We start from the raw sequence: 22,180 nt of genomic DNA on the forward strand, positions 1-22,180 counted from the left end.
TCTTCCGTTTCAGAAGTGTGGTGCCAGCGTGGGGCTATCCCCGCTGCGCGCCGCGCGGCGCTCTGCTCAGGCGCCGCGCGAGACGTGCTGACCGGAGCCGGGGGCTCGACCGGAAGCCGCGGCAAGCTCCTCGGCGCGGCAGTGCGCATCGAAGCGCGAGCACGGGGCGTCCTCGGGAGGCGGGAGCGCCGCATAGCCGCGGGGGCCGGCGATCTCGTTGAAGCAGCGCCCGAGCCAGCCCGGGATCACGAGCGCGTAGGTGCGCGCGAGCCGCCTGGGATCGTCCAGTGTGCGCAGCATCGCCTGGTAGGTGACCTCGCCGTAGGCTGCCTTGAACGCGGCCGCCTGCTCGGGACGCGCCACCCAGTTCATGACGCCTGCGCGATCCGCCTCCGGATGGAACTGGACCGCCTCGACCCCCGGCGCCACGTGCAGCCCGAGGATCGCCCGGCCCTTGGAGACGCCGTCCCGGCTCTCGCGGGCGAGGAGCTGGCCTCCGAGGGAGCCCAGCCGGCGCTCGTCGAGGTTCACCGCCTCCCAGTTGCGGTGCTCGAAGGCGAAGAGTCGCTCGCCGAACGGAGACAGCAGCGGATGTTGCTGACCAGAGGGAGTCGTGTAGATGGGCATGACGCCGAACTTGCGATCGGCGCGCGGCACGACGTCGGCCAGCCGGTAGTGATGGACGACGAGCTCGAACGAGTAGCAGATCGCGAAGAGCGCTCGCCGGTCCGCGCCCCCGCGGATCGACGACTCGACCACGCCGTCCACCAGGCGCCCGAAGTCGAGCATCCAGGGCTCGCCCTCCCCGTCGAACGGCGAGCCGGGGCCCCCCGAGGAAAGGTAGAGATCGCAGTCCGCAGGGATGGGAGCGTTGGAGTCGCGGGGCGATGCCTCGACGGCCTCGCAGACCACCCCAGGGTTGTGTGTCTGGACACGTTCGAAGAACGCCGCGGCGAGCCCGCGCAGGCAGCGCATTGCCTGGTTCACGTGGCCATTGTTCATGTCCACGATGCACAACCGCAGCGGCCGTAGCGTCCGGCCGTTCGCGACGGCGTTCATCCCGGCGGGCGTAGGTGGGAGCGTGTTTGAGCTCATCGGAAGGTGACAGAGTGCAGACGTAGACCCCCGTGATTTCTACTCATACCACCCAGGCGACCCCGCGAAAAGAAAGGTTTTCCCGGTAACGCACAGGGCACGTGCCGGGCGTGCTCATGTGTCGACAAGGTATCGCCAGGCACCGTTGAGCCGAAATGGCGCCAAAAGTCCTTCCGCGGCCCCACGTTCCTGAGGATCCTGTGTGTGATGAAAAAACAGAACGTGTCGCCACGTGATCCTCTGACCCGCCGCCACGTGCTGACGGGGCTCGGCGCGGCGCTCGGCGCCGCCACGTTCGGGTGCAGCGCCACGGAGAACGCGGCGATGCGCGAGGACGCCGCGTCGAGCGCGGGGCACTCGGGAGGGAACGGCGGCGCTGGAGGAGCTGGCGGTTCAGGGGGTCCGGGCGGCGCTGGAGGAGCGGGAGGCGCGGAACAGGCGGGAGATGGCGGGGCGGGCGGCGCTCCTGCGGATCGATGCGCGGAGACGCTGGGCCTGAGCCCGGCAGAGCTGCTGGCACCCATCCGCACGATCGTCGTCCTCTGCATGGAGAACCGCTCGTTCGATCACTACCTGGGCTCGCTGCTGCTCAAGGAAGGCCGGCAGATCGACGGCCTGACAGGGAGAGAGTCGAACCTCGCGCTCGACGGAGCGCTGGTCTCGCCCTTCGAGCTCGACACGTTCACGCCCGCCGATCCGCCGCATAGCTGGGACGCGGCCCACGCGCAGTGGAATCAGGGGAGCAACGACGGGTTCGTCGCCGCACACGCAGGGCCTCACCAGCGCGACGTGATGGGGTATCACGTGCGGGAGCATCTGCCGATCCTCTACGCGCTCGCGGACGCCTCGGCGGTCTGCGATCGCTGGTTCTGCTCGGTGCTCGGACCGACCTGGCCAAACCGGTTCTTCCTGCACGGCGCCACGTCGCGGGGCGTCTCCAGGAACGTGCCGGTCACCGGGTTCACGAGCGTGTTCGAGCTGCTGAGCGACGCAGGGCTCTCGAGCAGGAACTACTACCATGACGTGCCTTGGTGCTCGGGCGCGTACTTCAGGTTCAAGGGCGTCTCCGGGATCGAGCGCTTCTTCGAGGACGCGGCCGCGGGGCTCCTCCCCGCGTTCTCCATCATCGACCCCCAGTTCTTCGGTGCGGCCGCGAACGACGATCACCCCGATCACGACGTGCAGCTCGGGCAGGTGCTCATGGCCAGCATCTACAACGCGCTCGCGAGGAGCCCGCAGTGGGGTCAGTGCCTGTTCGTGGTCACCTACGACGAGCACGGAGGCTTCTTCGATCACGTCGCGCCGCCCACGACGATGGACGACGATCCGCTGTTCTCTCAGCTCGGGTTCCGGGTCCCGTCGATCGTCGCGGGCCCGTTCGTCCGGAGGGGCTGCGCGGTGAGCACGATGCTCGATCATGCGTCGGTCATCCGCACGCTCGAGGCGCGCTTCGGCATCCCCTCGCTGAACGCGCGCTCCGCCGGGGCGAACGATCTCTCGTGCTGCATCGACCCGGCGCTCCTCCGCGATCCCCAGCCGCCGATCCTCCTGCCCGAGGTCGAGATCTCCCTGTCGCAGCTCCGGGCGCGGACCGAGACCGGGATCTCCCAGCCGGAGCTCTGGGAGGCGGCCGAGCGCGGGATCATCCCGCGGCACCTGGATCGCCGACGCGAGGGGCCGGACATCGCGCGTCGGGTGCTGGCGAACGCGGAGCGGCTCGGCGCGGCGAGGATCAGGGACTGATCTGCCCGCCCCCGGGCTGCGGGCGCCGAGGTCGCCCGGGGGCGGGAGGTCTGATAGAAGCGCCGCCGTGCCGCCCGATCTCGACCCGCCCGCCGCCGTGAAGGCAGGCTCGACGCTGGCGACCGCGGCCTCGGGCGCGCCCGCGGCGGCCGGCGCGAGCCCGCCCGCCGCCCGGCAGGAGGCCGCGCCCAGCGCGGCGCGGTCGTCGGCGATGGTCACCGCCGGGATCATCCTCTCGCGGCTCGTCGGGCTCCTCCGCCAGCGGGTGACGGCGCACTTCTTCGGGACCTCCGAGCTCGCCGACGTGCTCGCCGCGGCGTTCCGCGCGGGGAACATCACCCAGAACCTCCTCGGCGAGGGGACGCTCTCCGCGACCTTCATCCCCGTCTACGCCCGCCTCAGGGCGGCCGGCGACGCGCGCCGGGCCGCGCACTTCGCGCTGTCCGCGCTCGGGCTGCTGCTCGTCGCCGCCGCGGCCGCGTCGGCGCTCGGCGTGCTCGCGGCGCCGTGGCTGTCGTTCCTTGTCGCCGCGGGGTTCAGCGAGGAGAAGCTCGCCAGCACGACCCGGATCGTCCGGATCGTCTTTCCGATGACCGGCCTGCTCGTGCTGTCGGCGTGGGGGCTCGGCGTGCTGAACGCGCACCGGCGGTTCTTCCTCCCGTACGCCGCGCCGGTCGCGTGGAGCGCCGCCCAGATCGCGGGGCTGCTCGTGTGCGGGGCGTGGCTCGGGATGCGCGGGGAGCCGCTCGCCGAGGCGCTCGCGTGGAGCGCGTTCGCCGGCGCCGCGCTGCAGCTCGCGCTGCTGCTCCCGTCGGCGCGCTCGCTCCTCGGGGGGCTGACGCCGCGCCTCGACGCGCGCGACCCGAGCGTCCGCGAGGCCGGAGGGAAGCTGCCCGCGGCGCTGCTCGGGCGCGGGATCATCCAGGTCTCCGGGCTCGTCGACACGCTGCTCGTGAGCTTCCTCGGCACCGGCGCGAACGCGGCCTTCAACTACGCGCAGACGGTCTACCTCCTGCCGATGAGCATCCTCGGCACCGGGGAGGCCGCGGTGGCGCTGCCCGAGATGGCGCGCGACACGGCCGACGCGGACGTCGCGCGGCGCAACGAGGCGATGTCGCGCCGCCTCGGGGCGTCGCTCGCGCGGATCACGGTGTTGACCGTGCCGACGACGGCCGTGTTCATGCTGCTCGGGCGGGAGCTCATCACGCTGCTGCTTCAGACGGGGACGTTCGACCGCGCGTCGACGGCGCGGGTCGAGCCGCTCGTGTGCGCCTACGGGCTCGCGCTGCTCGGCAACGCGGCGGGGCGCGTGCTGATCACCGCCTCCTTCGCGCTGGGGGACACGAGGACGCCGGCGCGCTACGCGCTCTACCGGGTGCTGGTCAGCACCGGCCTCGCGCTGCTCCTGATGCAGCGGCTCGACGTGCTCGGCGTGGTGCTCGGCGCCGTCATCGCCGGATGGGTCGAGGCGATCGCCCTCGCGCGCCGCGTGCGGCGCGAGATCGGCGGGCTCGGGCTGGACCAGATCCGGATCGGCCGCGTCGCCGCGCTCACGGCGGTGTCGGTGGGCAGCGGCGTGGCGCTCCGGGCCGCGCTGCCGGACGCGTTCGCCGCCACGCCGTGGGGCGCCGCGCTCATCCTCGCGACGTGCGGCGGCGCCTTCGCCGTCGCGGCGCCCGCGCTGGGGCTCTTCAGCCTGAGGTCTCTCCTGCGCAGGAGGTGATCGCGGGCGGCGCCGTGCGCGCGTGGGCTCCCTCCTGCGCGCGGTGCCAGGCGACGTAGCGCTCGACGAAATCGCGCTGCACCGCGCGCAGCGCGACGCGCGGTCGCTGCCGCTCGAGCAGGGCGATCGCCTCGCCGACCTCGAGGCCGCCGTGCGTCGCGAGGTAACACAGCGCGAGCGTGACGCTCCTGCCCACGCCGCTCGCGCAGTGGACGTGGACGCGATGGCCGGCGCCGATGTGGCGCTCGATGAACGCCACGCCGCGCGCGGCCTGCTCGATCGTGGGGGCGCACATGTCCCAGCACGGGACGCGCAGGTACTCGACGCCCGCGGCGCGCAACGCGAGCACTGGATCGTAGAGCTCGCGGGACACGTTGATCACCGCGCGGACGCCGAGACGGCGCAGCTCTGCGACGTCGCCGGGCAGCAGGAACCCGCCCACGAGGAGGTCCGGGTTCACCCAGGTGCGCCACGCATGCCGCGGTCGGAACGACGCGGTAGCGCGACGCAGCGCCAGGAAACCATAGAAAATCACGGCGTACGGCGCGAGCAGGAGCAACACCAGCGCGGGGCGGAGGCGCACGCGCTTCTCATGGAGTCGACGCGCGCGCGGCGCCAGCGGCCGGGCGGCGCTTGCGCGCGGCCGCTGTCGTGCGCAAGCGCCGCGCCTCGCGCCCCACGCGGACGGCGCCTGCGAACTTGGCCCACGTCGCGCAAGTCGTGCATGCGTCGACCGATGCGGCTCGTCTCCACGCCGACGGATCTCCGTCGGCCCGCCTCCGCTCCGGACCTCCGTGCGCCGCTGCCCTGCGCGCCGCGAAGCGCCGACGGCCGCGCCGGACCGGGCATCGCGTGCCCCGGGCGGCTCGCCGGCCTGGCGGTCGCGCTGATCCTCTCCGGGTGCAAGGCGGCAGGCGCGGCGGTGGAGCTGTCGAAGGAGGCAGGCGGCGACGACGGCGCGCTTCAGGTCCCCGCGCTTCCCGCGGATGGCCCCAGGCTCGTCGCGTTGCGGGCCGGGACGCCCGTGCTCGCGCGCCCGCGGGCAGGCGCGCGCAAGCTGGGTGAGCTCTATCCAGGCGCCGCCGTCGTGCGGTCCTCGGAGCCGTATGGACGCGAAGGGTGCAGCGGAGGGTGGTACGCGATCCGCCCCCGCGGCTTCGTCTGTGCAGGCGACGGCGCGACGCTGCGCACCGAGGTGCTCTCCGTCCTTCCGGCGCCGCCCGACATGTCGCGACCCCTGCCCTATCGCTATGGGCGCGCGCGGACCCAGGGCGCTCCGGCGTACGTCGGGGTGCCGAGCCGCGAGGAGCTGCGCCACGCCGAGCCGGATCTCGAGCGCCACCTCGAGCGCGTGCAGCGCAGCGAAGCGCAGCTCGGCGCGTCAGCCAACGACGTCCCGCTGGACGCGCGCGGCGTCGCCTCCGGGCCGCCGGTGCTGCTGCCGGGAGGCGACGGCATCGGCGAGGACGGGCGGAGGACCGAGGCCGGATACTTCCTCTTTCCGACCTCCGACACGATCGCGCCGCTGCCTCCCCTCGCGGCGCTCGGCATCGAGCTCGGCGCGAAGGACAGCGCGCGCGTCGATCTGCGCTCCGCGCTCAAGACGGCGGCGCTGCGCAAGGGCAGCGGCGTCGCGATCACCCGTACCTTCACGACCGGCGAGACCGACGGCCGCAGGCTCGGCGCGACGCCGGACGGCCGGCTCATCCCGGTCGACCGGCTGCAGGCGGCGCTCGGTTCAGCGTGGCACGGCGTCGACGTCGAGAAGCTCGGGCTGCCTGTGGCGTTCATCCATCGGCACGACGTCACCACGTGGTCGCTCGGCCGCGGCAAGGCGAGCCCCGATGAGGAAGAGCTCGAGCGGCGCACGGGCGTCCCGCTCACGGGCAAGTTCAGGACGGTGGGCGGCGTACGTTTCGAGGAGGCGCGCGACGGCTTCTGGCTGCGCGCTCAGGACCTCGTCGTCATCGTGCGCCGCACCAGGTTCCCCGACTTCGCCAAGGGATCGCAGCGCTGGATCGACGTCAGCCTGGCGAACCAGACGCTGACGGCCTACGAGGGGCAGAAGCCGATCTACGCGACCCTGATCTCCTCCGGGCGCGATCAGCTCCGCGACCCCGGATCGAGCGCGTCCACGGCGCGCGGCACGTTCCGGGTGCGGAGCAAGCACGTGACGCGCAACATCGATCCGCGCGAGGTCGCCGACAGCTTCGACGTCGCCGACGCCCCGTGGGTGATCGACTTCGCGCCGGGGCACGCGATGACCGGCATGTACTGGAGCGCGGGCATCGGTGAAGCGCAGGGCTTCCACGACATCGCCCTGACGCCGATCGACGCGCGGCGCCTCTTCCTGTGGACCGAGCCGCAGGTCCCCGAGGGCTGGCACACCGTGCACAGCGGCGACGACGAGGGAACCCTCGTCCACGTCCGACCTTGATGAGCCCATCGCGATCGCTGGTCCCTCGCGGGAAGCCAGCGGTCGACGGTCACCATTCCACCATTTCTGGTGCCGAAGGAGGGAATCGAACCCCCGACCCGGCGCGTATGAAACGCCTGCTCTAGCCAGCTGAGCTACTTCGGCAGAAGCGAGGGCGGACTAGTACCGCTCCGTTTCTGCACTGTCAAGCGGCGTTTCGCGCGCCGCGACGGGCGGCCGACGCGCATGGGCAGGGCTCATTGATCATGGATCGCCCGCGCCGGGTGCTTCGGCAGCACCGCGGGGTTCCTCGCCTCGAACGGCATCGACCAACGGAAGCTCTCGCCGAGCTCGGGGGGCACCGGCGGGTACGGCGCGCCCCGCAGCACCGCGCGCCGGCAGTTCTCATCGAACTCGGGGATGCCGCTCGGCCGCGTCACCGACGCGCTCCCCACGGTCCCGTCCGCGCGGATCACGAACGTCACGATCACCGTCCCCTGAAGCCCCTCGCCTGCGGCCCACCTGGGGAAGGCGTCGGCCCAGAGCGGGTGCAGCTTGGCCATGACCTGCCGCATGTACAGGCTGCGCCGCCGGTCGAGCGGGTCGTTGTCGAGCAGCCGGCCGCGCCCCGAGCCGAGCGCGCTGGAGCGCGCCCCGGGGCCCGCGACGCCCCCCGAGCCCGTCGCCCCCGGCCCTGCCTCGCCTCCAGGGCCGAGGCCGCGCGCGCCTCCGGCCGTGCTCGCGTGGACGAGCGACTGGATCGCGGTCGCCACCTCCTGCTCGCTGTCCACCGTGTCGTTCGGGCGCCCCGCGGCGTCGGCGGGGACGGAGGGCGTGCCCACCGCGACCATCGGCCGCGCCAGCGGGATTGCCGCGCTGTCCCGGTGATCGTCGCCGGGCCGCCCGTCGCGCACGCCGAGCCCCGCGGACGCGCGCTCGCCCCCTTCCGTGGCGCCGCCTGCGACGCGCGGGCTCGCCCCCACGGGCACGGTCGCGCCGGGCGCATCGGCCGCGCGCTCGACGCCCGGGGGCCTCGCAGCGGCGCCGAGCGCGCTGCCCGGGCGCTCGGGCGCGCCGCGATCGCTCGCCCCCACCGAGGGATCGCGCTCGGCCGCTGCGCGCCGCTCGGCCCGGCTGCCGGCGCGACCGCCCGCGAGGAACGTGAGCTCCATGGGCTCTCGGCTCGCTCGCCAGTCCTCGCGCGAAGCGCGCCGGGACGACGAGCGGACGCGCTGGATCTGGCTCCTGTCGAGGCGCGAACGGACCTCCGGCGACAGGAAGGTCGCGTCGTCCCTGTCGGCCAGGTTCAGCGCGGGCAGCGCGGCCGCGTCGGTTCCGCCGCGGCCGCGCGCGCCCGTGTCCGGCCGCGCCGCGCCCTCCCCGCCTCCCCGCGCGAGGCTCGCGGGCCGCTCGGGCGCCGCCGCCGCGCTGTCGAGCGTGCCATCGGAGACCACCGGCAGCTCGATCTCGATCGGCGCGCTCACCGCGGCCGGCGCCAGGGCTGCTCGCGCGACGGCCACCTCTCGCGCCGAGAGCGAGCCCGCGACGATCAGCGCGCCCGCACCGAGTAGCCCTGCGTGGGCCGCGACGGAGAGCGCCCACGCGGAGGCGATCCGGCGGCCGTCGTCGCGAGACCTCTGCGCCATCGTCCTGTCACTATGGCTCGAGACGTGCGTGGCGCGAGCCCAGAGCCGCGGACCGATCTCAGCGGGCGGTCGCGTCGAGCGCGTCGGACGCCGCAGGCGCGGCGGACTCCGGCAGCCGCAGCCGCCGGCGGGTGTTCGCCGCGGTGCGCGCGGCGAGCGCCTCGAACGGCTCGCCGCGAAGCTCCGCGACGAAGCGCGCCGTGTGCAGCACGTGCCCCGGCTCGCAGCGCTTCCCCCGGAACGGCACGGGCGCCAGGTAGGGACTGTCCGTCTCGACCAGGATCCGGTCCCCGGGGGCCCACGCGGCGACCTCCTGGATCGCGCGCGCGGTCTTGAAGGTCACGATGCCCGAGAACGAGAGGTCGAAGTCGAGCGCGAGCGCGCGCTCGGCGAACGCGCGATCCTCGGAGAAGCAGTGGATGATGCCCCCCACGTCGCTCGCCCCTGCGCGCTCCAGGATCTCGATCGTGTCCTCGGGCGCCTCGCGCGTGTGGATGACGATCGGCTTCTTCACCTGCCGCGCGAGGGCGACGAGGTCGGCGAAGACGCGCTGCTGTGTGTCCTTCGACGAGTGCATGTAGTGATAGTCGAGGCCGATCTCGCCGACGGCCACGACCTCGGGGCGGCGCGCGAGCGCCTCGAGATCGGCGAGCATCCTGTCGTCGACCGCGGAGGCGTCGTGCGGGTGGACGCCCACCGCGGCGTGGACGTCGGCGCGCCGCGCCGCGAGGTCCGCGGCGAAGCGCGCCGCAGAGAGGTCGGCGTCGACGCCGACCACCACGAACGCGTCGACGCCGGCGGCCCGCGCGCGATCGAGGACGGCGTCCGCCCCCTCGCGGAAGTGGCGCGGATCGACGTGGCAGTGCGAGTCGATGATCATGCTTCGCTTCAGGTGACGAGCTCCGCGAACCGGGAGCGGAGCAGCGCGCTCGCGGCGTCGAGCGCGCAGCGGTCGCAGTAGCCCATGCCGCGCAGCCGCTCCAGGGCGCGCGTCGCGTTCCGGCGCTCCTCCTCGCGCAGCTCGCCCCAGCCCTTCTCGGGCTTGCCATCGCCCTGCGCGTCGCGGAGGAGCGCGACGAGGTCGCGGACGAGCAGCGCCACGCCCTTGCGCCGCTCCGTGAACACCGCCTCCCGCAGCTTGCGGATCTGCTGCGGGAACACGACCGCGTTCACGATCTTCTGGCCGGGGTGGTCGATGGCCCACGCCGCGATCGCCGAGATCAGGCCGCGGCGGTGGTCGTCGTGCTTCGTGCGGACCCCGAGCAGCGCCTCCACCTCGCGCATCATGCGCTCGTCCGGGTTCTCGAAGTCGCCCGTGTGCTGGTTCCTGATCTTCTCCCCCTTCACCCAGACGCCGACGTGAGAGATGTACCGATCGAACAGCTCGGCGTAGCGCGTCTCGTCGACGAGGCCGCTGGCCGTCCGCATCTCCTCCTCGATCGTGTCGAGCAGGCGCGTGCGCACGACCTCGCGGAAGAGCCGGTGATCGTGGTAGCCGCCCGCGAGCTGCTTCTCCTTGAGCCAGTCGTACTCCGCCTGCCGCTTGCAGAGCGCGTCGAGCTCCGACAGGACGGCGAACGGCGAGAGGCATGCGTGATCGGCGCTCTGCGCCGCGTCGAGCAGGAGCGTGCGCACCTCGCGCGGCGAGACGCCGAGCCGCCCCTCGAAGTCCACCGACGCGTCGCTCTCGTGGTAGATGGCCTCGATGCCCGCGCGCAGGACCTTCTGCGCCTCGGGGTCGAACCGCTCCGGCGCCGTGCCCGTCGCGAACAGCTCCATCTTCTCGACGGCGGTGAGGCTCGATACGAGCGGCGCGAGCGCGTCGGGGTACCGCTTCGCCTCAGGCTGCCGCATGCGCGTGAGCACGGCGAACTGCGCGGCGACGCGCGTCGCGTGCGGCGCGACGTGGCGGGTCACGAACGGGACGATCTGCGCGTCGTAGATCGTCTGCTCGTCGACGTAGCTCCTGAGGTACGGCGCGCGCAGGAGCTCGAATCGCCCGCGGAAGCTCGGGAACTCCGGGTGCTCGCGGAAGGCGTTGAGGTGCACGTCGTTGGCGCTGCCCATCATGACGACGTTCGTCTGCAACGTCTGCTGCGGCAGGCTGACCTCGCCCGTCTCCAGCGTGAGCTGCAGGTAACGGAACGCGTCGAGCGGGCGCTTCAGGAGATCGCTGAACTCGAGCACGCCGCCGGCGGCCTCGATGAGCTCGCCGTGCGCCTCGAACAGCGTCGTCGCCTGGAGCGACGTCGGGAGCGACGCGAGCGAGCGATCCGCCGTGATCTGCCGCTCGCCGGCGTCCACGGAGAGCTCCGGCCCGATCGTGACGGCGCCGACGCGGTAGCGCCGCGAGATGAAGTACCGCTCGACCTGGACGTGCCGCAGCGTCTCGACCAGCGAACCGCCGCTCGCGACGAGCAGGGCCTCGAAGACCTGCTGGTTCTTGTGCGACAGCTTGCCGCTCATCAGCCACTCGGGCGGCGGCTCCGTCGCGCCGGCGTCCTCGTAGAGCTTGAGGATGAGCGCCCGGCGCTCGCGCACCGGGAGCAGGAACAGCGGATGGTCCCTGAGCTCGATCACGAGCCGGGCGTCGATCTGATCGTCGCCGAGGTGCGCGTAGCTCGTCCCGTCCGCGGCGCTCGCCTTCACGTCACCGCCGAAGCCGATCGAGCCGCGCATCGTCTTGCGGCTCGGGAACACCCAGTGGAAGCGGTACACGGCGCCCTCGTCGAGCGTCGAGTAGTGCTCCAGGGCGCGCAGGATGCAGCCGGCCAGCGTGCTCTTCGCCGAGCCGTTCGGCCCGTGCATGAGGATGAGCCGGTTGGCCCTGCCCTCCCGCACGAAGTTGCAGAGCACCCGGTAGACCTCCGACTGGAGCTCCTCGTGGCCGATCAGCGCGAAGTCCCTGCCGTGGTAGGAGGCCGCAGCGGTCGCGCGCTGCTGCGCCGGCTCGTTCGCCGGCAGCTCCCACGGCAGATCGAAGAGCTGGAAGCGGGTCTGCTCTCCCCAGGGCTTCTTGACCGTCCGCGTGCCGAAGTGGTCGAACATGTCGCGGACGTAGCGGGCCGCGTCACGCCCGAACCGGACCGGGTTGGAGGCGAAGAGCTCCAGGAACTGCTGAAAAGAGAGGACCCGCTGCTCCTCGTTGAAGCGCCGGGCCATTGAGGACGCGATGACATCGAGCTCGGAGAGGGCCTTCCGGGCCCTCTCGGCTGCGCTGCCTTGAACTGTCTGGCTGGGGCCAACCGCGTCGGGCTGCCCCTCCCGGCGACCGGAGGTGTCGTTGTTCACGTGGGGCCGAGTTTACCGTTGTGCTTACTGCACGTCGATGACCGCCTCGAGCTCCTGCTTCTGCATCAAGCAGTTCGCGGCGCTACAGATGCTGAAGGAGAGCACGCCCGCCACCTTGGTCTTGCCCTTCTTGGACGCGACGAACGGAACCTTCAGGACGCCCTTGTTCTCCTCGAACGCGCCGTCCTCGCGCTTGAGCAGCGGCTTCGGGTACGAAACGCCCTCGGCGGCCGCCTCGGCGACCTTGAACTTGATGGGGTACTTGTCGTTGATGTGGTAGTCGCCCTTCGACAGGAGCGAGACCTCCACGAGCCCCTCCTGGCCGGCCTTGTACGTTCCGGTCGGCTTCATCTCGAGGGTGTAGACCGCGTCCTCGACCTTCGACTTTCCGCCCTGAGGCGCCGGGGCGGGCGCCTCGGCTGCGCGAGAGGTCGCCGCTTCGCTCTGGTTACAGCCCGAGCCGAGGACGGCGAGCCCGGAGAACGCGATCAGGCACAGCGCGGCGGAGAGGGGCTTGCGGGTCCGAGTTGAAGGATGAGTGCTCATGGTCAACACAAATAACACAGCACCGGCGTCCACGCGAACCTGGGGGCCCCGGCGCCCGGGGAGCGCGGGCGCAGCGCGCTTCCAACGTCGAACGCGCGCCTCCAGCGTCGGGTGCGTCGAGCGCGTCGGACGAGCGACGGCGCAGCGCGTCTTCAGCGCGAGATCAGCAGGGCGACAAGCGCGCAGAGCAGCACGGCAGCGCCGGCCACAGCAGGCACGACCCACCGCGGCAAGCGCTGGGGCACCCCCATCACGATATCCTCGGTGAACGCTTCGGTAGCGCCCGGCGACGGCGCGGCGACAACGGCGGCGACCTGGCGGCCGTCCGCGCCCGCGTGAACCGCGCCCGCATGAACCGCGCCCGCGCCCGCGTGAACCGCGCCCGCGGGGGCCTTCGGAGGGCGGCCCAGGAGGGTGGGCAGCATCGCGCGGATCCTCGCCGCGAGCTCGTCCTGCGGCATGTACGCCCAGTCGCGGTGAGACCCCGCGAGGCCGTACGCGCGACCGACGCCGTCGGCCAGCAAGCCGACGGACTCGATGCGCACCTCGGGCATCTTCATGAACGCCTTCTCCATCACCGCGTCGAGTGAGGCGGGCACCCCGTACGCCTTGCCCGCTTCGCTCGGGGGCAGCGGGTTGCTGCCCATGATGGTCACGAGGATCATCGGGCCGGTCGACGCGTGGAACGGGACGCGCCCCGTGACGCACTCGAAGACGATCGCCGCGACCGACCAGACGTCGGCGCGATGATCGAGCGCGAGCAGCCCCTGCGCCTGCTCCGGTGACATGTAGAACGGGGAGCCGATCGTCGTGCCGACGACGGTCAGCTTCTTCGCGCCCGCGCTGTTGTCGCGCACGCTGCCGAAGTCGAGGATCTTCACCCGGTCGCCGTCGCGCGTGCCGACGAGGAAGATGTTGTCCGGCTTGAGATCGCGGTGGACGACCTTGCGCTCGTGCGCCTCCGCGAGGCCGAGCGCGAGCTGCGACAGCATCCGCACGAGGCGCTCAGGTGGCAGCACCTTGTCGCGCTTGAGGACCGTCCGCAGCTCCTCGCCCTCGAGGTACTCCATGACGAGCGCGAAGCTATGGTCCTCGGTCTTCTCGAAGCCGAGCACCTCGACGATGTGCTCGTGCGGCAGCGACGCGCTGACCTCGAACTCGCGGTGAAACCGCTCGACGCTCACCTCATCGAGCGCGACCTCGGGGTGGAGGATCTTCAGGGCCACGCTGCGGCCGACCTTGAGATCGAGCGCCTGGTAGACGCGCCCCATGCCTCCATCCGCGACGATCCGCCAGATCTGGTAGCGCCCGCCGCAGAGGGTCGCGCCGACGCGCCTGTCCTCCGGGTGCCTGGGCGGCGAGGCCTCTGCGACCGGGACGAGGCGCTGACCATCGACCGGGCAGAACCCGCTGTCGTGCGAAAAGAGCCTGAAGCAGGCGGAGCAGGTCTTCAAGCCGCCCCCGGGTCAGGCGCGGGAGGGGTCCGCGGGCGGCGCGCTGCCCGGCGCGGGCTCTGGCGGCATGTAGTAGAGGATCCGGTTGCAGTTCGGGCACCGCTCGAACTCCTCCTGGCGGCGCATCTTCTGGAACATCATCGGCGGCACGGACAGGTGGCAGCCAAGGCACGTGCCGTCGTACGTGCGAGCGATCGCGACGGGCCTGCGCGTGCGGATCGACTCGTAGCGGCGGTACAGGACGACCGGCAGCTGGCTGACCACCTGCTGGCGGGCCTCGGCGCGCTGCGCACGCTCGGCCTCGAGCGCGGCCAGCGACGCCTGCGTCCCCGGCGCGCTGCCATCGATCGCCCCCGCGAGCTCGACGCGCTTCGCCTCCGCCTGATCGATCGCGGCGCGCGCCCCCTCGGCGGCCGAGTTCAGCCGCTCGATCTCTTCCTCGCGATCGCGGTGCAGCTTGCGCAGCTCCTCGATCTCGCGCTGCGCCGCGTTCGACTCACGCTCGTTGCGGGAGCGCTGGAGCTTCTCGCGCGAGCGCTCGATCTGGTTCGCCATCTGGCGGAACTCGATGACGAGCTCGGAGCGCGTCTTCTCCATCGTCGCCAGGGTCTCTCGATCGCCCTTCAGCCGCTCCTCTAGCCGCTTCAGCTCGGACCGCATCCCTTCCAGGCTGCCGCGCTGCTTGTCGAGCTGCTCATCGATGCGGCGGATGTCGCTGTCGATGGCCGACAGCTCTTCGAGGAATGCGATCTGCTCGCGGATGCTCACGTGATTCCTTGTCTCCTTCTGTTTCGTGGCTTTCGTGGGCCCACCTGGACTCGAACCAGGAACAGCCCGGTTATGAGCCGGGGGCTCTGACCGATTGAGCTATAGGCCCTGGTGCGAGGGCGAACCCGTGTTCGAGCCCGCCCGTTGAAGCACCGGCGGACAACGTAGTCCAAGCGGCGCGCCGTTGGAAGGGGAGCGGTTTGACCGGACCGGGTTGGCCGCACCGCCGCCATGGTTCCAGCGCGGTCCGCGCCGGCCCGGCCGCCAAGGAGCCAGCCGCCGGGCGGCGCGGCGCCCCCGGGCCGCGCCGGCCCATCGCCGGCGCAGAGCCGCCCACGCCACGCCCAGGCGGCCCCCTCACCGACCCTACCGCCCGCCCGGATCGGCCATCGGGCTGCGGCGCGGGATCCGTGCTGTCTTGTCCGCCGGCGCCACGGCCTTGCCGCCGTCGAGCGTGTCGGCGCAGCACCGGAACCCGACCTGGTAGAAGCGGAACCACCGGTTGTGCGTCGAGGTGACCGGGCGGCACCTCGACCGGATCGGCCCCCAGTAGCCCCCCTTCAGCGTCGACCGGAACGGCTTGTCGTCCAGCTTGCCGAGCGAGTTGTTGACCCACTCGTCGACGTTGCCGGTCATGTCGCGCACGCCGAAGGGGCTCACGCACCGGCGCATCTCCCCGGACGCGACGCGGCGGTCGAGCCGCTCGACCTCCGCGGAGATCTTCCACGGGTCGGAGAACACCTCGAGCACGGGCATCGCGATCTTCCGGTCGATGTTGCAGGCCTCGGGGTCGCGCGCGACCCCGTAAGGATAGGGCCACATCTGCGGGCCCTCGCACGCGAACTCCCACTCCTCGACGGAGCAGAGCCGCTTGCCCTCGGCCCCGCAGGCGCGCTCCGCGTCGAGCCAGCTCACCATCACCGCCGGGCGGACGCCCTCGATGTTCGGGTACTCGAAGACGTCGATGCAGAAGCGCCGGTGCTGGAGGCGCCCCTCGCAGAGGACCTCGGGCTCGAACCGCGCGCAGATGTCCTTCTCCTTGTCGATGTAGGCCGCGCAGTGGTGCCCGACGTAGGGGCAGTAGATGCCGTCGACGAGCACCATCCCCGCGTGGCACGCCGTGGCGCTCGCCGGGTTGACGCGCACGTACGCGGGCAGCGGCGGGGGCGCCGGCGGCGCGAGCGCGGACAGGGGCGGCGCCGGCTCCGGCGGGGCGACGCTCACCGGCGGCGCCGCGCTCGCGGCGTCGAGCGGCTCCCGCGGCCTCTGGAAGCGGGGAGCAAAGAGGAGCGCGCTCACCAGGGCGGCGACGGCGAGGGCGGCGATGAAGGCGATGCGCTCGCGCATGTCAGTCGTACACGTCGTCCTTCTCGCCGTCGCGATCGATGAACGGCCGCGGCGGAGGCGTGACGACGCCGTCGACCGTGTCGGCGCAGCAGCGGAAGCCGGCCTGGTAGAACTTGAAGGTCGGCCCGTGCCCCCCGGTCGTGAGGCGGCAGGTGTTCCGGACCGGCCCCCAGTAGCCGCCGTTGAGCGTGGCCGGGCGCGCCGTGTCCGGGTCGTCGGCGAGGTTGTCGGTCCACTCGTCGACGTTACCGGAGAGATCGTACGCGCCGTAAGCGCTGATGCAGTTCGGGTGCGACCCGATCGGATCGGCCTGCCACAGGCGGGCGATCTCGCCCTCGCGCGTCGCCTCGTCATGGATCGCGCCGATGTCGAACGCGATCGCGGCGCGGTCGATGTTGCAGGGGCTGGGCGTGCGCACGAAGCCCCAAGGATACGGCAGGCGCTTCGGCCCTTCGCAAGCGAGGATCCACTCGGAGCGCCGGCAGAGCCGCTTGCCCGCCGAGGCGCAGAGCGACCTCGCCTCGTGCCAGTCGACGTACACGCGCGGGAGCTCGCCGACCCGGTTCGGCCACTCGTGGCGGTCGATGCAGAAGCGCCGGGGATCCACGGCGGCCTGGCACCGGGCGCCGCGCGCGTACTCGGGGCAACCGTGGCCGACCCCGTCGCCTCCGCGCGCGCAGATGTACGGGAGCGACGGGCAGAAATCGCCCTCCACGAGGGTCATGTCGGCCGGGCACGCGGCGCGCGCCGCAGGGTCGTCCGCGAACGGGTCGACCAGCGGGGCCGCGGACGCCCGCCGGCGCGCTGCGCGCGGGGCCGGCGCCTCGGCGAGCGCGCCCGGCGCCGGCGCGGCTGTCTCCCGCGGGCGGGCGGCCGCGCTGGGCGTGGGCGGCGGGGCGGCGGGCGACGAGGGGGCGGGCAGCGCCGCCGGCTCGATGGAACGCGGCGCGGCATGGCGCACGGGCGGAGAGGACGGCATGAGCAGCAGCGCGTCGAGCTCGGGGGCGTACCGCGCCAGGAGCGCGACCGCGCCGAGCGCAACGCCGGCGCCGACGGCCATCAGGACACTCCTCAAGCGCGCTTTCACGTCACCTCGCGCGCCCCCTCATAGTCCAGCTTGCAGCGCAGCGACGTGAGAAGAATCGCAAGACATCAGGAAGACCTTGCCCGCCGCGCCGCGCCACGGCGCGCCGGGCGCGGCGCGCCGCGAGCGAGGAGCGCCGGGGAGCGTCGCGCCGCGAGCAGGAGCGCCGCCACGCCCGCTTCCGTGTGTGATAGCTCTCCGGTTCCCCCTATGGATCGACTGGTCGTTCGAGGCGCTCGGCAGCACAACCTCAAGAACGTCAGCGTGTCGCTTCCGCGCGACCGCCTGGTGGTGATCACCGGCCCGAGCGGCTCGGGCAAATCGTCCCTGGCGTTCGACACCATCTACGCGGAGGGGCAGCGCCGCTACGTCGAGTCGCTCTCCGCCTACGCGCGGCAGTTCCTCGAGCAGCTCTCCAAGCCCGACGTGGAGTCGATCGAGGGCCTCTCGCCCGCGATCGCGATCGAGCAGCGCGCGCTGGCGAAGAGCCCGCGCTCGACCGTCGGCACCGTGACGGAGATCTCGGACTACCTCCGGCTGCTCTTCGCGCGCGTCGGCACCCCGCACTGCCCCGCGTGCGGCAAGCGGATCGAGGCGCAGACCGTGCAGCAGATCGTCGACCGCATCCTCGACTTCGGGGACAAGACGCGGGTCACGATCATGGCGCCCATCGCGCGGGGCCGCCGCGGCGAGCTGAAGCTCGACATCGAGCGGCTGCGCCGCGAGGGCTTCGTGCGCGCGCGCATCGACGGCGAGATCGTCGACCTCGGCGACGAGATCGTCCTGGACCGGACGCGCGCCCACGACCTCGACGTGGTCGTGGACCGGATCGTGGTCAAGGAGGGCATCAAGGGCCGGCTCACCGACTCGGTCGAGCTCGCCCTCAAGCTGGGCGAAGGCAGGCTGCTCGTCGACATCTCCAGCGACGGCATGAAGCTCGAGCCGCTCTGGATGAGCGAGCGCTTCGCGTGCATCGACTGCGGCATCTCGCTGCCGCCGATCGAGCCGCGGATGTTCTCCTTCAACGGCCCCCACGGCGCCTGCCCGGCCTGCGACGGCATCGGCGCGCGGACCCGCATCGACCCGGACCGCGTGGTCCCCGACCCGCGGCGTACGCTCCGCGAGGGCGCCGTGGTGGCCTGGGGCCGCCGCGGATCGCTCTCGCTCGCCGCGGAGACCGACCGGGCCGTGACCGCGCTCGGCTGCGATCCCGACGTCCCGTGGGCGAAGCTGCCGACGGCCGTGCGGCAGGCGATCCTCGAGGGGAGCGAGCCAGGGGGCGGCCGGGGGAAGAAGAAGGCCGCGTACGAGGGGATCATCCCGCGGCTCGAGCGCCTGCTCAGCGCGGGCGAGCCCGCCCTCGGCGACGAGGAGGAGGCCGATCCCGACGAGGACAGCGCCGCGCTCTCCGACGAGATCGGCCGCTTCGTCATCACGCGGGTGTGCGACGCCTGCGACGGCAAGCGCCTGCGCCCGGAGGCGCTCGCCGTGCGGCTCGGCGATCGCAACATCGCCGACGTCGGCACCCTGCCGCTGCGCACGCTGCGCGTCTTCCTCGAGGAGCTCATGCCGCCGATGGACGGGGCGCCGCGGGCCGGCGGCGCGGCGGGCGAGGCGCCGGTCGACGGCGGCCTCGCGCCGCGCGAGCGCGCGATCGCTGAGCCGCTGCTCCGGGCGGTGATCGCTCGCCTCGGCTTCCTCATCGACGTCGGGCTCGACTACCTCACGCTGGACCGCTCCGCGCAGACCCTCTCCGGCGGCGAGGGGCAGCGCATCCGCCTCGCGACGCAGATCGGCGCCGCGCTCGTCGGCGTGCTCTACGTGCTCGACGAGCCCTCGGTCGGCCTGCACGCGCGCGACAACACACGCCTGCTCGAGGCGCTCCGCCGGCTCGTGGACCTCGGCAACACCGTTGTCGTCGTCGAGCATGACCGCGACGCGATCCTCGCGGCCGACCACGTCGTGGACATGGGCCCGGGCGCGGGCGTGCACGGCGGCAACGTCGTGGCGCAGGGTACGCCCGAGGAGCTGAGCGCCGATCCCGCGTCGATCACGGGCCCGTACCTCAGCGGGAAGAAGCAGCTCGCGATCCCGACGAAGCGCCGGCGCCCCGACGAGCGCTTCATCCGCGTTGCCGGCGCGCGGGCGCACAACCTCCGCAACGTGACGGCCGACATCCCCGTCGGCCTGTTCTGCACGGTCACCGGCGTGTCCGGCTCGGGCAAGTCGAGCCTCATCGTCGACACGCTGCTGCCGGCCGCGAAGAACGAGCTCTACAGGAGCTCCGCCCCGATCGGCGCGTGCGACGGGATCGAGGGCCTCTCGCACATCGACAAGGTGATCTCGATCGATCAGGCCCCCATCGGCCGCACGCCGCGGTCGAACCCGGCGACGTACACGGGGGTCTTCGGGCTGCTGCGCGAGCTCTACGCGGGCCTCCCGGAGGCGAGGACGCGCGGGTACAAGGCGGGCCGCTTCTCGTTCAACGTGAAGGGCGGCCGCTGCGAGGCCTGCCAGGGCGACGGGGTGCTCCGGATCGAGATGCACTTCCTGCCCGACATCTTCGTCACCTGCGAGACGTGCGGCGGCCGCAGGTACAACCGCGAGACGCTCGAGGTGCTCTACCGAGGCATGTCGATCGCCGACGCGCTCGACCTCACGGTAGAGCAGGCGATCGAGCAGTTCGAGGCGCTCCCCCGCGTGCGGGAGCGGCTCGCCGCGCTCGCGCGGGTGGGCCTCGGCTACATCACGCTGGGCCAGCCCGCGACGACGCTCTCGGGCGGCGAGGCGCAGCGCGTGAAGCTCGCGCGCGAGCTCGCGCGCAAGGCCACCGGCCGCACGCTCTACGTGCTCGACGAGCCGACGACGGGCCTGCACTTCTCGGACATCGAGGTGCTCACCGCGAGCCTCATGAGCCTGCGCGACGCCGGGAACACCGTCCTCGTGATCGAGCACAACCTCGACGTGATCGCCTGCAGCGACTGGGTGATCGACCTGGGCCCCGAGGGCGGCGAGCGCGGCGGCACCATCGTGGCCGCGGGCACCCCCGAGGAGGTGGCGCAGGAGGAGGCGTCGTTCACCGGCGCGTACCTGCGCGAGGTGCTCGCGGCGGCCAAGCGCCGCAGCCCGCAGCCGCCGCGCGGCCGCGCGGCGGCTCGCAAATAGCAAGACGGGCGTGGCCCCGCCCGGTCCGCACGACATGGACCGGAGGCGGGAGCGCACGCCCGTACGACGCGGAGAGCCTTGCGCGCTGGCGGCCGCCGGAGCGGCGGCCGTCAGCGCGGCGCGGCGTCAGCCGTAATCCTTCTCGACCCTCTCCTGATCCTCTTTGCAGCGGATGCAGAGGCTCGTCTCGGGGCGCGCCTCGAGGCGCTTCGCCGAGATCTCCTCCTCGCACTCCTCGCACTTGCCGAACGAGCCGTCCTCGATCTTCACGAGCGCCTTCTGGATCTTGTCGAGGAACGATTTCTCGCGGCCCCGGAGGCGGAACGTGAACGACTGCAGGTACTCGCTCGAGGCGAGATCCATCTCGTCCGGGAGATCGTTCGCGTCGAGCATCATGTCTTCGGTCAGCGTCTGCTTGGCCTTCTTGATGATCTCGTCGCGCTTCGTCTCAAGCAGGGTCTTGAACTTTTTCAGCTGGGCCTTGTTCATAGGTCCTCTCGCGTCGAATGCGCCGTGCGGCGCTGCCGTCTGAGCTCCCTGGCGCATGCAAGCCGCGGGGCGCTGACCCCCGGCTGCTGGAACGGGGCTTTCGGCTCCGCGACATGTCCGGAGAGGCCAGACAGCCTCCCGAAAATGCGAGGCGCAGAATCCTAAGCGTGAGCGCCGAGCCCGTCAACGACGCCTCCGTCACAGGCAGAGCTCGCCCGCGGCGCGCGGCGAATACAGCGATTCGTCATCACACGCCGCACGGCCGAGACCGATCGCGCGCCGCGGCATCGGTGTCGGGAGAGGTTGGAAAGCGTCTACGGGGAGCCCCCGAGCAGCCGGAAAGGGCGGCCACTTTGGCCTCGAACAGGCATGCTCACCGCAGAGCACGCCGGAAAACAGACGCAGAGGACGGTTTGACGAAAGACAGCTCACGTGGAACAAATTTATCCTAGATTGCTGGATTTTGATCAGAACCGAAACCCGGTACGACCTCGCGACGCCGCCACGGTGATCGTCCTCCGTGACGGTCGCGCTGGGCTCGAGGTGTTCTGCGTGCACCGCCACGCGAGCTCGAGCTTCATGGGGGGCGCCGTGGTGTTCCCCGGTGGGAAGGTGGACGCGCAGGACGGCGCGGAAGTCTGGAGGGATCGGGCGACCGTTCCGCCGGCCCGCGCCGCGGCGTTCGCGACGGAGGAGGCGCCGGCGCGGGCGCTGTGCGTGGCGGCGTGCCGCGAGACGCTGGAAGAAGGGGCGATCCTGCCGACCGACCTGCCGCTGTCCGGCGACGAGATCGACGCTGTCGGGCGGGAGCTTGCCGCCGGGACGTCGCTCGACGCGGCCCTCGATCGGCGTGGCCTGAAGCTCGCTCTCGAGGCGCTGGTCCCATGGGCACGATGGATCACGCCCCTCGCCGAGCCGCGCCGCTTCGACGCGCGCTTCTTCCTGCTGCCGCTGCCGCGCGGCCAGGTCGGGCGACACGACGGGTACGAGACGACGATGAGCTTCTGGGCCGCGCCGCCCGCGGTCCTGGAGCGCGCCGAGCGTGGCGAGATCTTTCTCGCCCCGCCGACTTCACGCACGCTCGAGCTGCTGTCCGCGGCCGCGGACGTGCGCAGCGCCGTGGCGCTGGCGGAGCGCCAGTCGCTCCTGCCGATCTGCCCGCGCTTCGTCCCGGGCGATGGGGTCGAGCCGCCGTACCTGGCGCTGCCGGGAGATCCCTCGCATGAGGCGCGCGAGCGGCGCGCCGAGGGTCCGACCCGTTATGTCCTGCGCAACGGACGCTTCGTCGCCGAAGAGCCCTGCGCGCGTGGATCCCCGATCCACATCAAACAGGAACGAGAGCCCGGATCCACCCGTGCCGACCAGTCTCGAAGCCCCCCGGACGAATGCCCCCTCCGTACCGGCGACGCCTGA

At 72.2% G+C, this 22,180-nt stretch carries 16 protein-coding genes and 2 tRNA genes; 5 read left to right on the forward strand and 13 right to left on the reverse strand.

Annotated features, from left to right (window positions below):
- Nucleotides 1-66: 66 nt before the first annotated feature.
- Nucleotides 67-1,002 (reverse strand): hypothetical protein, encoded by a 936-nt coding sequence (locus WMF42_RS18990; protein WP_437693415.1) that lies wholly within the window; start codon nucleotides 1,000-1,002, stop codon nucleotides 67-69.
- A 300-nt stretch (nucleotides 1,003-1,302) separates the two neighbouring features.
- On the opposite strand from WMF42_RS18990, the gene WMF42_RS18995 reads away from it, so the two are divergent.
- Nucleotides 1,303-2,838: an alkaline phosphatase family protein gene (locus tag WMF42_RS18995; RefSeq protein WP_061606985.1), complete on the forward strand. Its 1,536-nt coding sequence runs from the start codon at nucleotides 1,303-1,305 to the stop codon at nucleotides 2,836-2,838.
- A 67-nt stretch (nucleotides 2,839-2,905) separates the two neighbouring features.
- Nucleotides 2,906-4,561 carry a murein biosynthesis integral membrane protein MurJ gene (gene murJ / locus WMF42_RS19000; RefSeq protein ID WP_437693416.1) on the forward strand — a complete coding sequence of 552 codons (1,656 nt, stop codon included), beginning with the start codon at nucleotides 2,906-2,908 and terminating at the stop codon, nucleotides 4,559-4,561.
- Here the strand turns inward: murJ and WMF42_RS19005 are convergent.
- Nucleotides 4,530-5,144 carry a protein-tyrosine phosphatase family protein gene (locus WMF42_RS19005; RefSeq protein ID WP_437693417.1) on the reverse strand — a complete coding sequence of 205 codons (615 nt, stop codon included), beginning with the start codon at nucleotides 5,142-5,144 and terminating at the stop codon, nucleotides 4,530-4,532. The genes murJ and WMF42_RS19005 overlap by 32 nt on opposite strands.
- A 141-nt stretch (nucleotides 5,145-5,285) precedes the next feature.
- Here WMF42_RS19005 and WMF42_RS19010 point away from each other — a divergent pair, with 141 nt between their 5' ends.
- Entirely contained in the window at nucleotides 5,286-6,998 is a 1,713-nt protein-coding gene (locus tag WMF42_RS19010) for a L,D-transpeptidase family protein (protein ID WP_437693418.1), read from the forward strand.
- 67 nt (nucleotides 6,999-7,065) lie between these two features.
- On the opposite strand, the gene WMF42_RS19015 is transcribed toward WMF42_RS19010, so the two are convergent.
- The 10 genes from WMF42_RS19015 to WMF42_RS19060 all read right to left on the reverse strand — a co-directional run bounded on the left by WMF42_RS19015 (nucleotide 7,066) and on the right by WMF42_RS19060 (nucleotide 17,089).
- Nucleotides 7,066-7,142, reverse strand: a tRNA-Met gene (locus WMF42_RS19015).
- A 92-nt stretch (nucleotides 7,143-7,234) separates the two neighbouring features.
- Nucleotides 7,235-8,623: an energy transducer TonB family protein gene (locus WMF42_RS19020; RefSeq protein WP_437693419.1), complete on the reverse strand. Its 1,389-nt coding sequence runs from the start codon at nucleotides 8,621-8,623 to the stop codon at nucleotides 7,235-7,237.
- Nucleotides 8,624-8,681: 58 nt separating this feature from the next.
- Entirely contained in the window at nucleotides 8,682-9,503 is an 822-nt protein-coding gene (locus tag WMF42_RS19025; RefSeq protein WP_434048176.1) for a TatD family hydrolase, read from the reverse strand.
- 8 nt (nucleotides 9,504-9,511) lie between these two features.
- Complete coding sequence (locus WMF42_RS19030) at nucleotides 9,512-11,914, reverse strand: PrkA family serine protein kinase (protein ID WP_061612500.1); 2,403 nt, start codon at nucleotides 11,912-11,914, stop codon at nucleotides 9,512-9,514.
- Between the two features lie 24 nt (nucleotides 11,915-11,938).
- The gene (locus tag WMF42_RS19035) at nucleotides 11,939-12,460 is read right to left on the reverse strand and encodes a hypothetical protein (RefSeq protein WP_061612501.1); all 522 of its coding nucleotides are present in this window, start codon (nucleotides 12,458-12,460) and stop codon (nucleotides 11,939-11,941) included.
- A gap of 152 nt (nucleotides 12,461-12,612) precedes the next feature.
- Nucleotides 12,613-13,914 (reverse strand): serine/threonine-protein kinase, encoded by a 1,302-nt coding sequence (locus WMF42_RS19040; protein ID WP_437693420.1) that lies wholly within the window; start codon nucleotides 13,912-13,914, stop codon nucleotides 12,613-12,615.
- Nucleotides 13,915-13,926: 12 nt separating this feature from the next.
- Nucleotides 13,927-14,682 (reverse strand): zinc ribbon domain-containing protein, encoded by a 756-nt coding sequence (locus WMF42_RS19045; protein ID WP_061612503.1) that lies wholly within the window; start codon nucleotides 14,680-14,682, stop codon nucleotides 13,927-13,929.
- Nucleotides 14,683-14,717: 35 nt separating this feature from the next.
- A tRNA-Ile gene (locus WMF42_RS19050) sits at nucleotides 14,718-14,791 on the reverse strand.
- A 257-nt stretch (nucleotides 14,792-15,048) separates the two neighbouring features.
- Complete coding sequence (locus WMF42_RS19055; RefSeq protein ID WP_437693421.1) at nucleotides 15,049-16,029, reverse strand: formylglycine-generating enzyme family protein; 981 nt, start codon at nucleotides 16,027-16,029, stop codon at nucleotides 15,049-15,051.
- 1 nt (nucleotide 16,030) lies between these two features.
- Nucleotides 16,031-17,089 (reverse strand): formylglycine-generating enzyme family protein, encoded by a 1,059-nt coding sequence (locus WMF42_RS19060; RefSeq protein WP_437693422.1) that lies wholly within the window; start codon nucleotides 17,087-17,089, stop codon nucleotides 16,031-16,033.
- 234 nt (nucleotides 17,090-17,323) lie between these two features.
- Between WMF42_RS19060 and uvrA the strand changes: the two genes are divergently transcribed.
- Nucleotides 17,324-20,278, forward strand: coding sequence for an excinuclease ABC subunit UvrA (gene uvrA / locus WMF42_RS19065; protein WP_437693423.1), 2,955 nt, complete (start codon nucleotides 17,324-17,326; stop codon nucleotides 20,276-20,278).
- A 126-nt stretch (nucleotides 20,279-20,404) separates the two neighbouring features.
- On the opposite strand, the gene WMF42_RS19070 is transcribed toward uvrA, so the two are convergent.
- Nucleotides 20,405-20,767 (reverse strand): TraR/DksA family transcriptional regulator, encoded by a 363-nt coding sequence (locus tag WMF42_RS19070; RefSeq protein ID WP_061609763.1) that lies wholly within the window; start codon nucleotides 20,765-20,767, stop codon nucleotides 20,405-20,407.
- 432 nt (nucleotides 20,768-21,199) lie between these two features.
- Here WMF42_RS19070 and WMF42_RS19075 point away from each other — a divergent pair, with 432 nt between their 5' ends.
- Complete coding sequence (locus WMF42_RS19075; protein ID WP_437693424.1) at nucleotides 21,200-22,180, forward strand: NUDIX hydrolase; 981 nt, start codon at nucleotides 21,200-21,202, stop codon at nucleotides 22,178-22,180.

This window comes from Sorangium sp. So ce176 (assembly GCF_051519835.1).
Taxonomy (GTDB): domain Bacteria; phylum Myxococcota_A; class Polyangia; order Polyangiales; family Polyangiaceae; genus Sorangium; species Sorangium cellulosum_G.

What these genes read in the sequence shown, in the direction of transcription:
- WMF42_RS19070 (WP_061609763.1), bottom strand. Translation starts at nt 20,767, where the DNA reads ATGAACAAGGCCCAGCTGAAAAAGTTCAAGACCCTGCTTGAGACGAAG.
- WMF42_RS19055 (WP_437693421.1), bottom strand. Translation starts at nt 16,029, where the DNA reads ATGCGCGAGCGCATCGCCTTCATCGCCGCCCTCGCCGTCGCCGCCCTG.
- WMF42_RS19060 (WP_437693422.1), bottom strand. Translation starts at nt 17,089, where the DNA reads ATGGCCGTCGGCGCCGGCGTTGCGCTCGGCGCGGTCGCGCTCCTGGCG.
- WMF42_RS19035 (WP_061612501.1), bottom strand. Translation starts at nt 12,460, where the DNA reads ATGAGCACTCATCCTTCAACTCGGACCCGCAAGCCCCTCTCCGCCGCG.
- WMF42_RS19010 (WP_437693418.1), top strand. Translation starts at nt 5,286, where the DNA reads ATGCGTCGACCGATGCGGCTCGTCTCCACGCCGACGGATCTCCGTCGG.
- WMF42_RS18995 (WP_061606985.1), top strand. Translation starts at nt 1,303, where the DNA reads ATGAAAAAACAGAACGTGTCGCCACGTGATCCTCTGACCCGCCGCCAC.
- WMF42_RS19020 (WP_437693419.1), bottom strand. Translation starts at nt 8,623, where the DNA reads ATGGCGCAGAGGTCTCGCGACGACGGCCGCCGGATCGCCTCCGCGTGG.
- WMF42_RS18990 (WP_437693415.1), bottom strand. Translation starts at nt 1,002, where the DNA reads ATGAACAATGGCCACGTGAACCAGGCAATGCGCTGCCTGCGCGGGCTC.
- uvrA (WP_437693423.1), top strand. Translation starts at nt 17,324, where the DNA reads ATGGATCGACTGGTCGTTCGAGGCGCTCGGCAGCACAACCTCAAGAAC.
- WMF42_RS19025 (WP_434048176.1), bottom strand. Translation starts at nt 9,503, where the DNA reads ATGATCATCGACTCGCACTGCCACGTCGATCCGCGCCACTTCCGCGAG.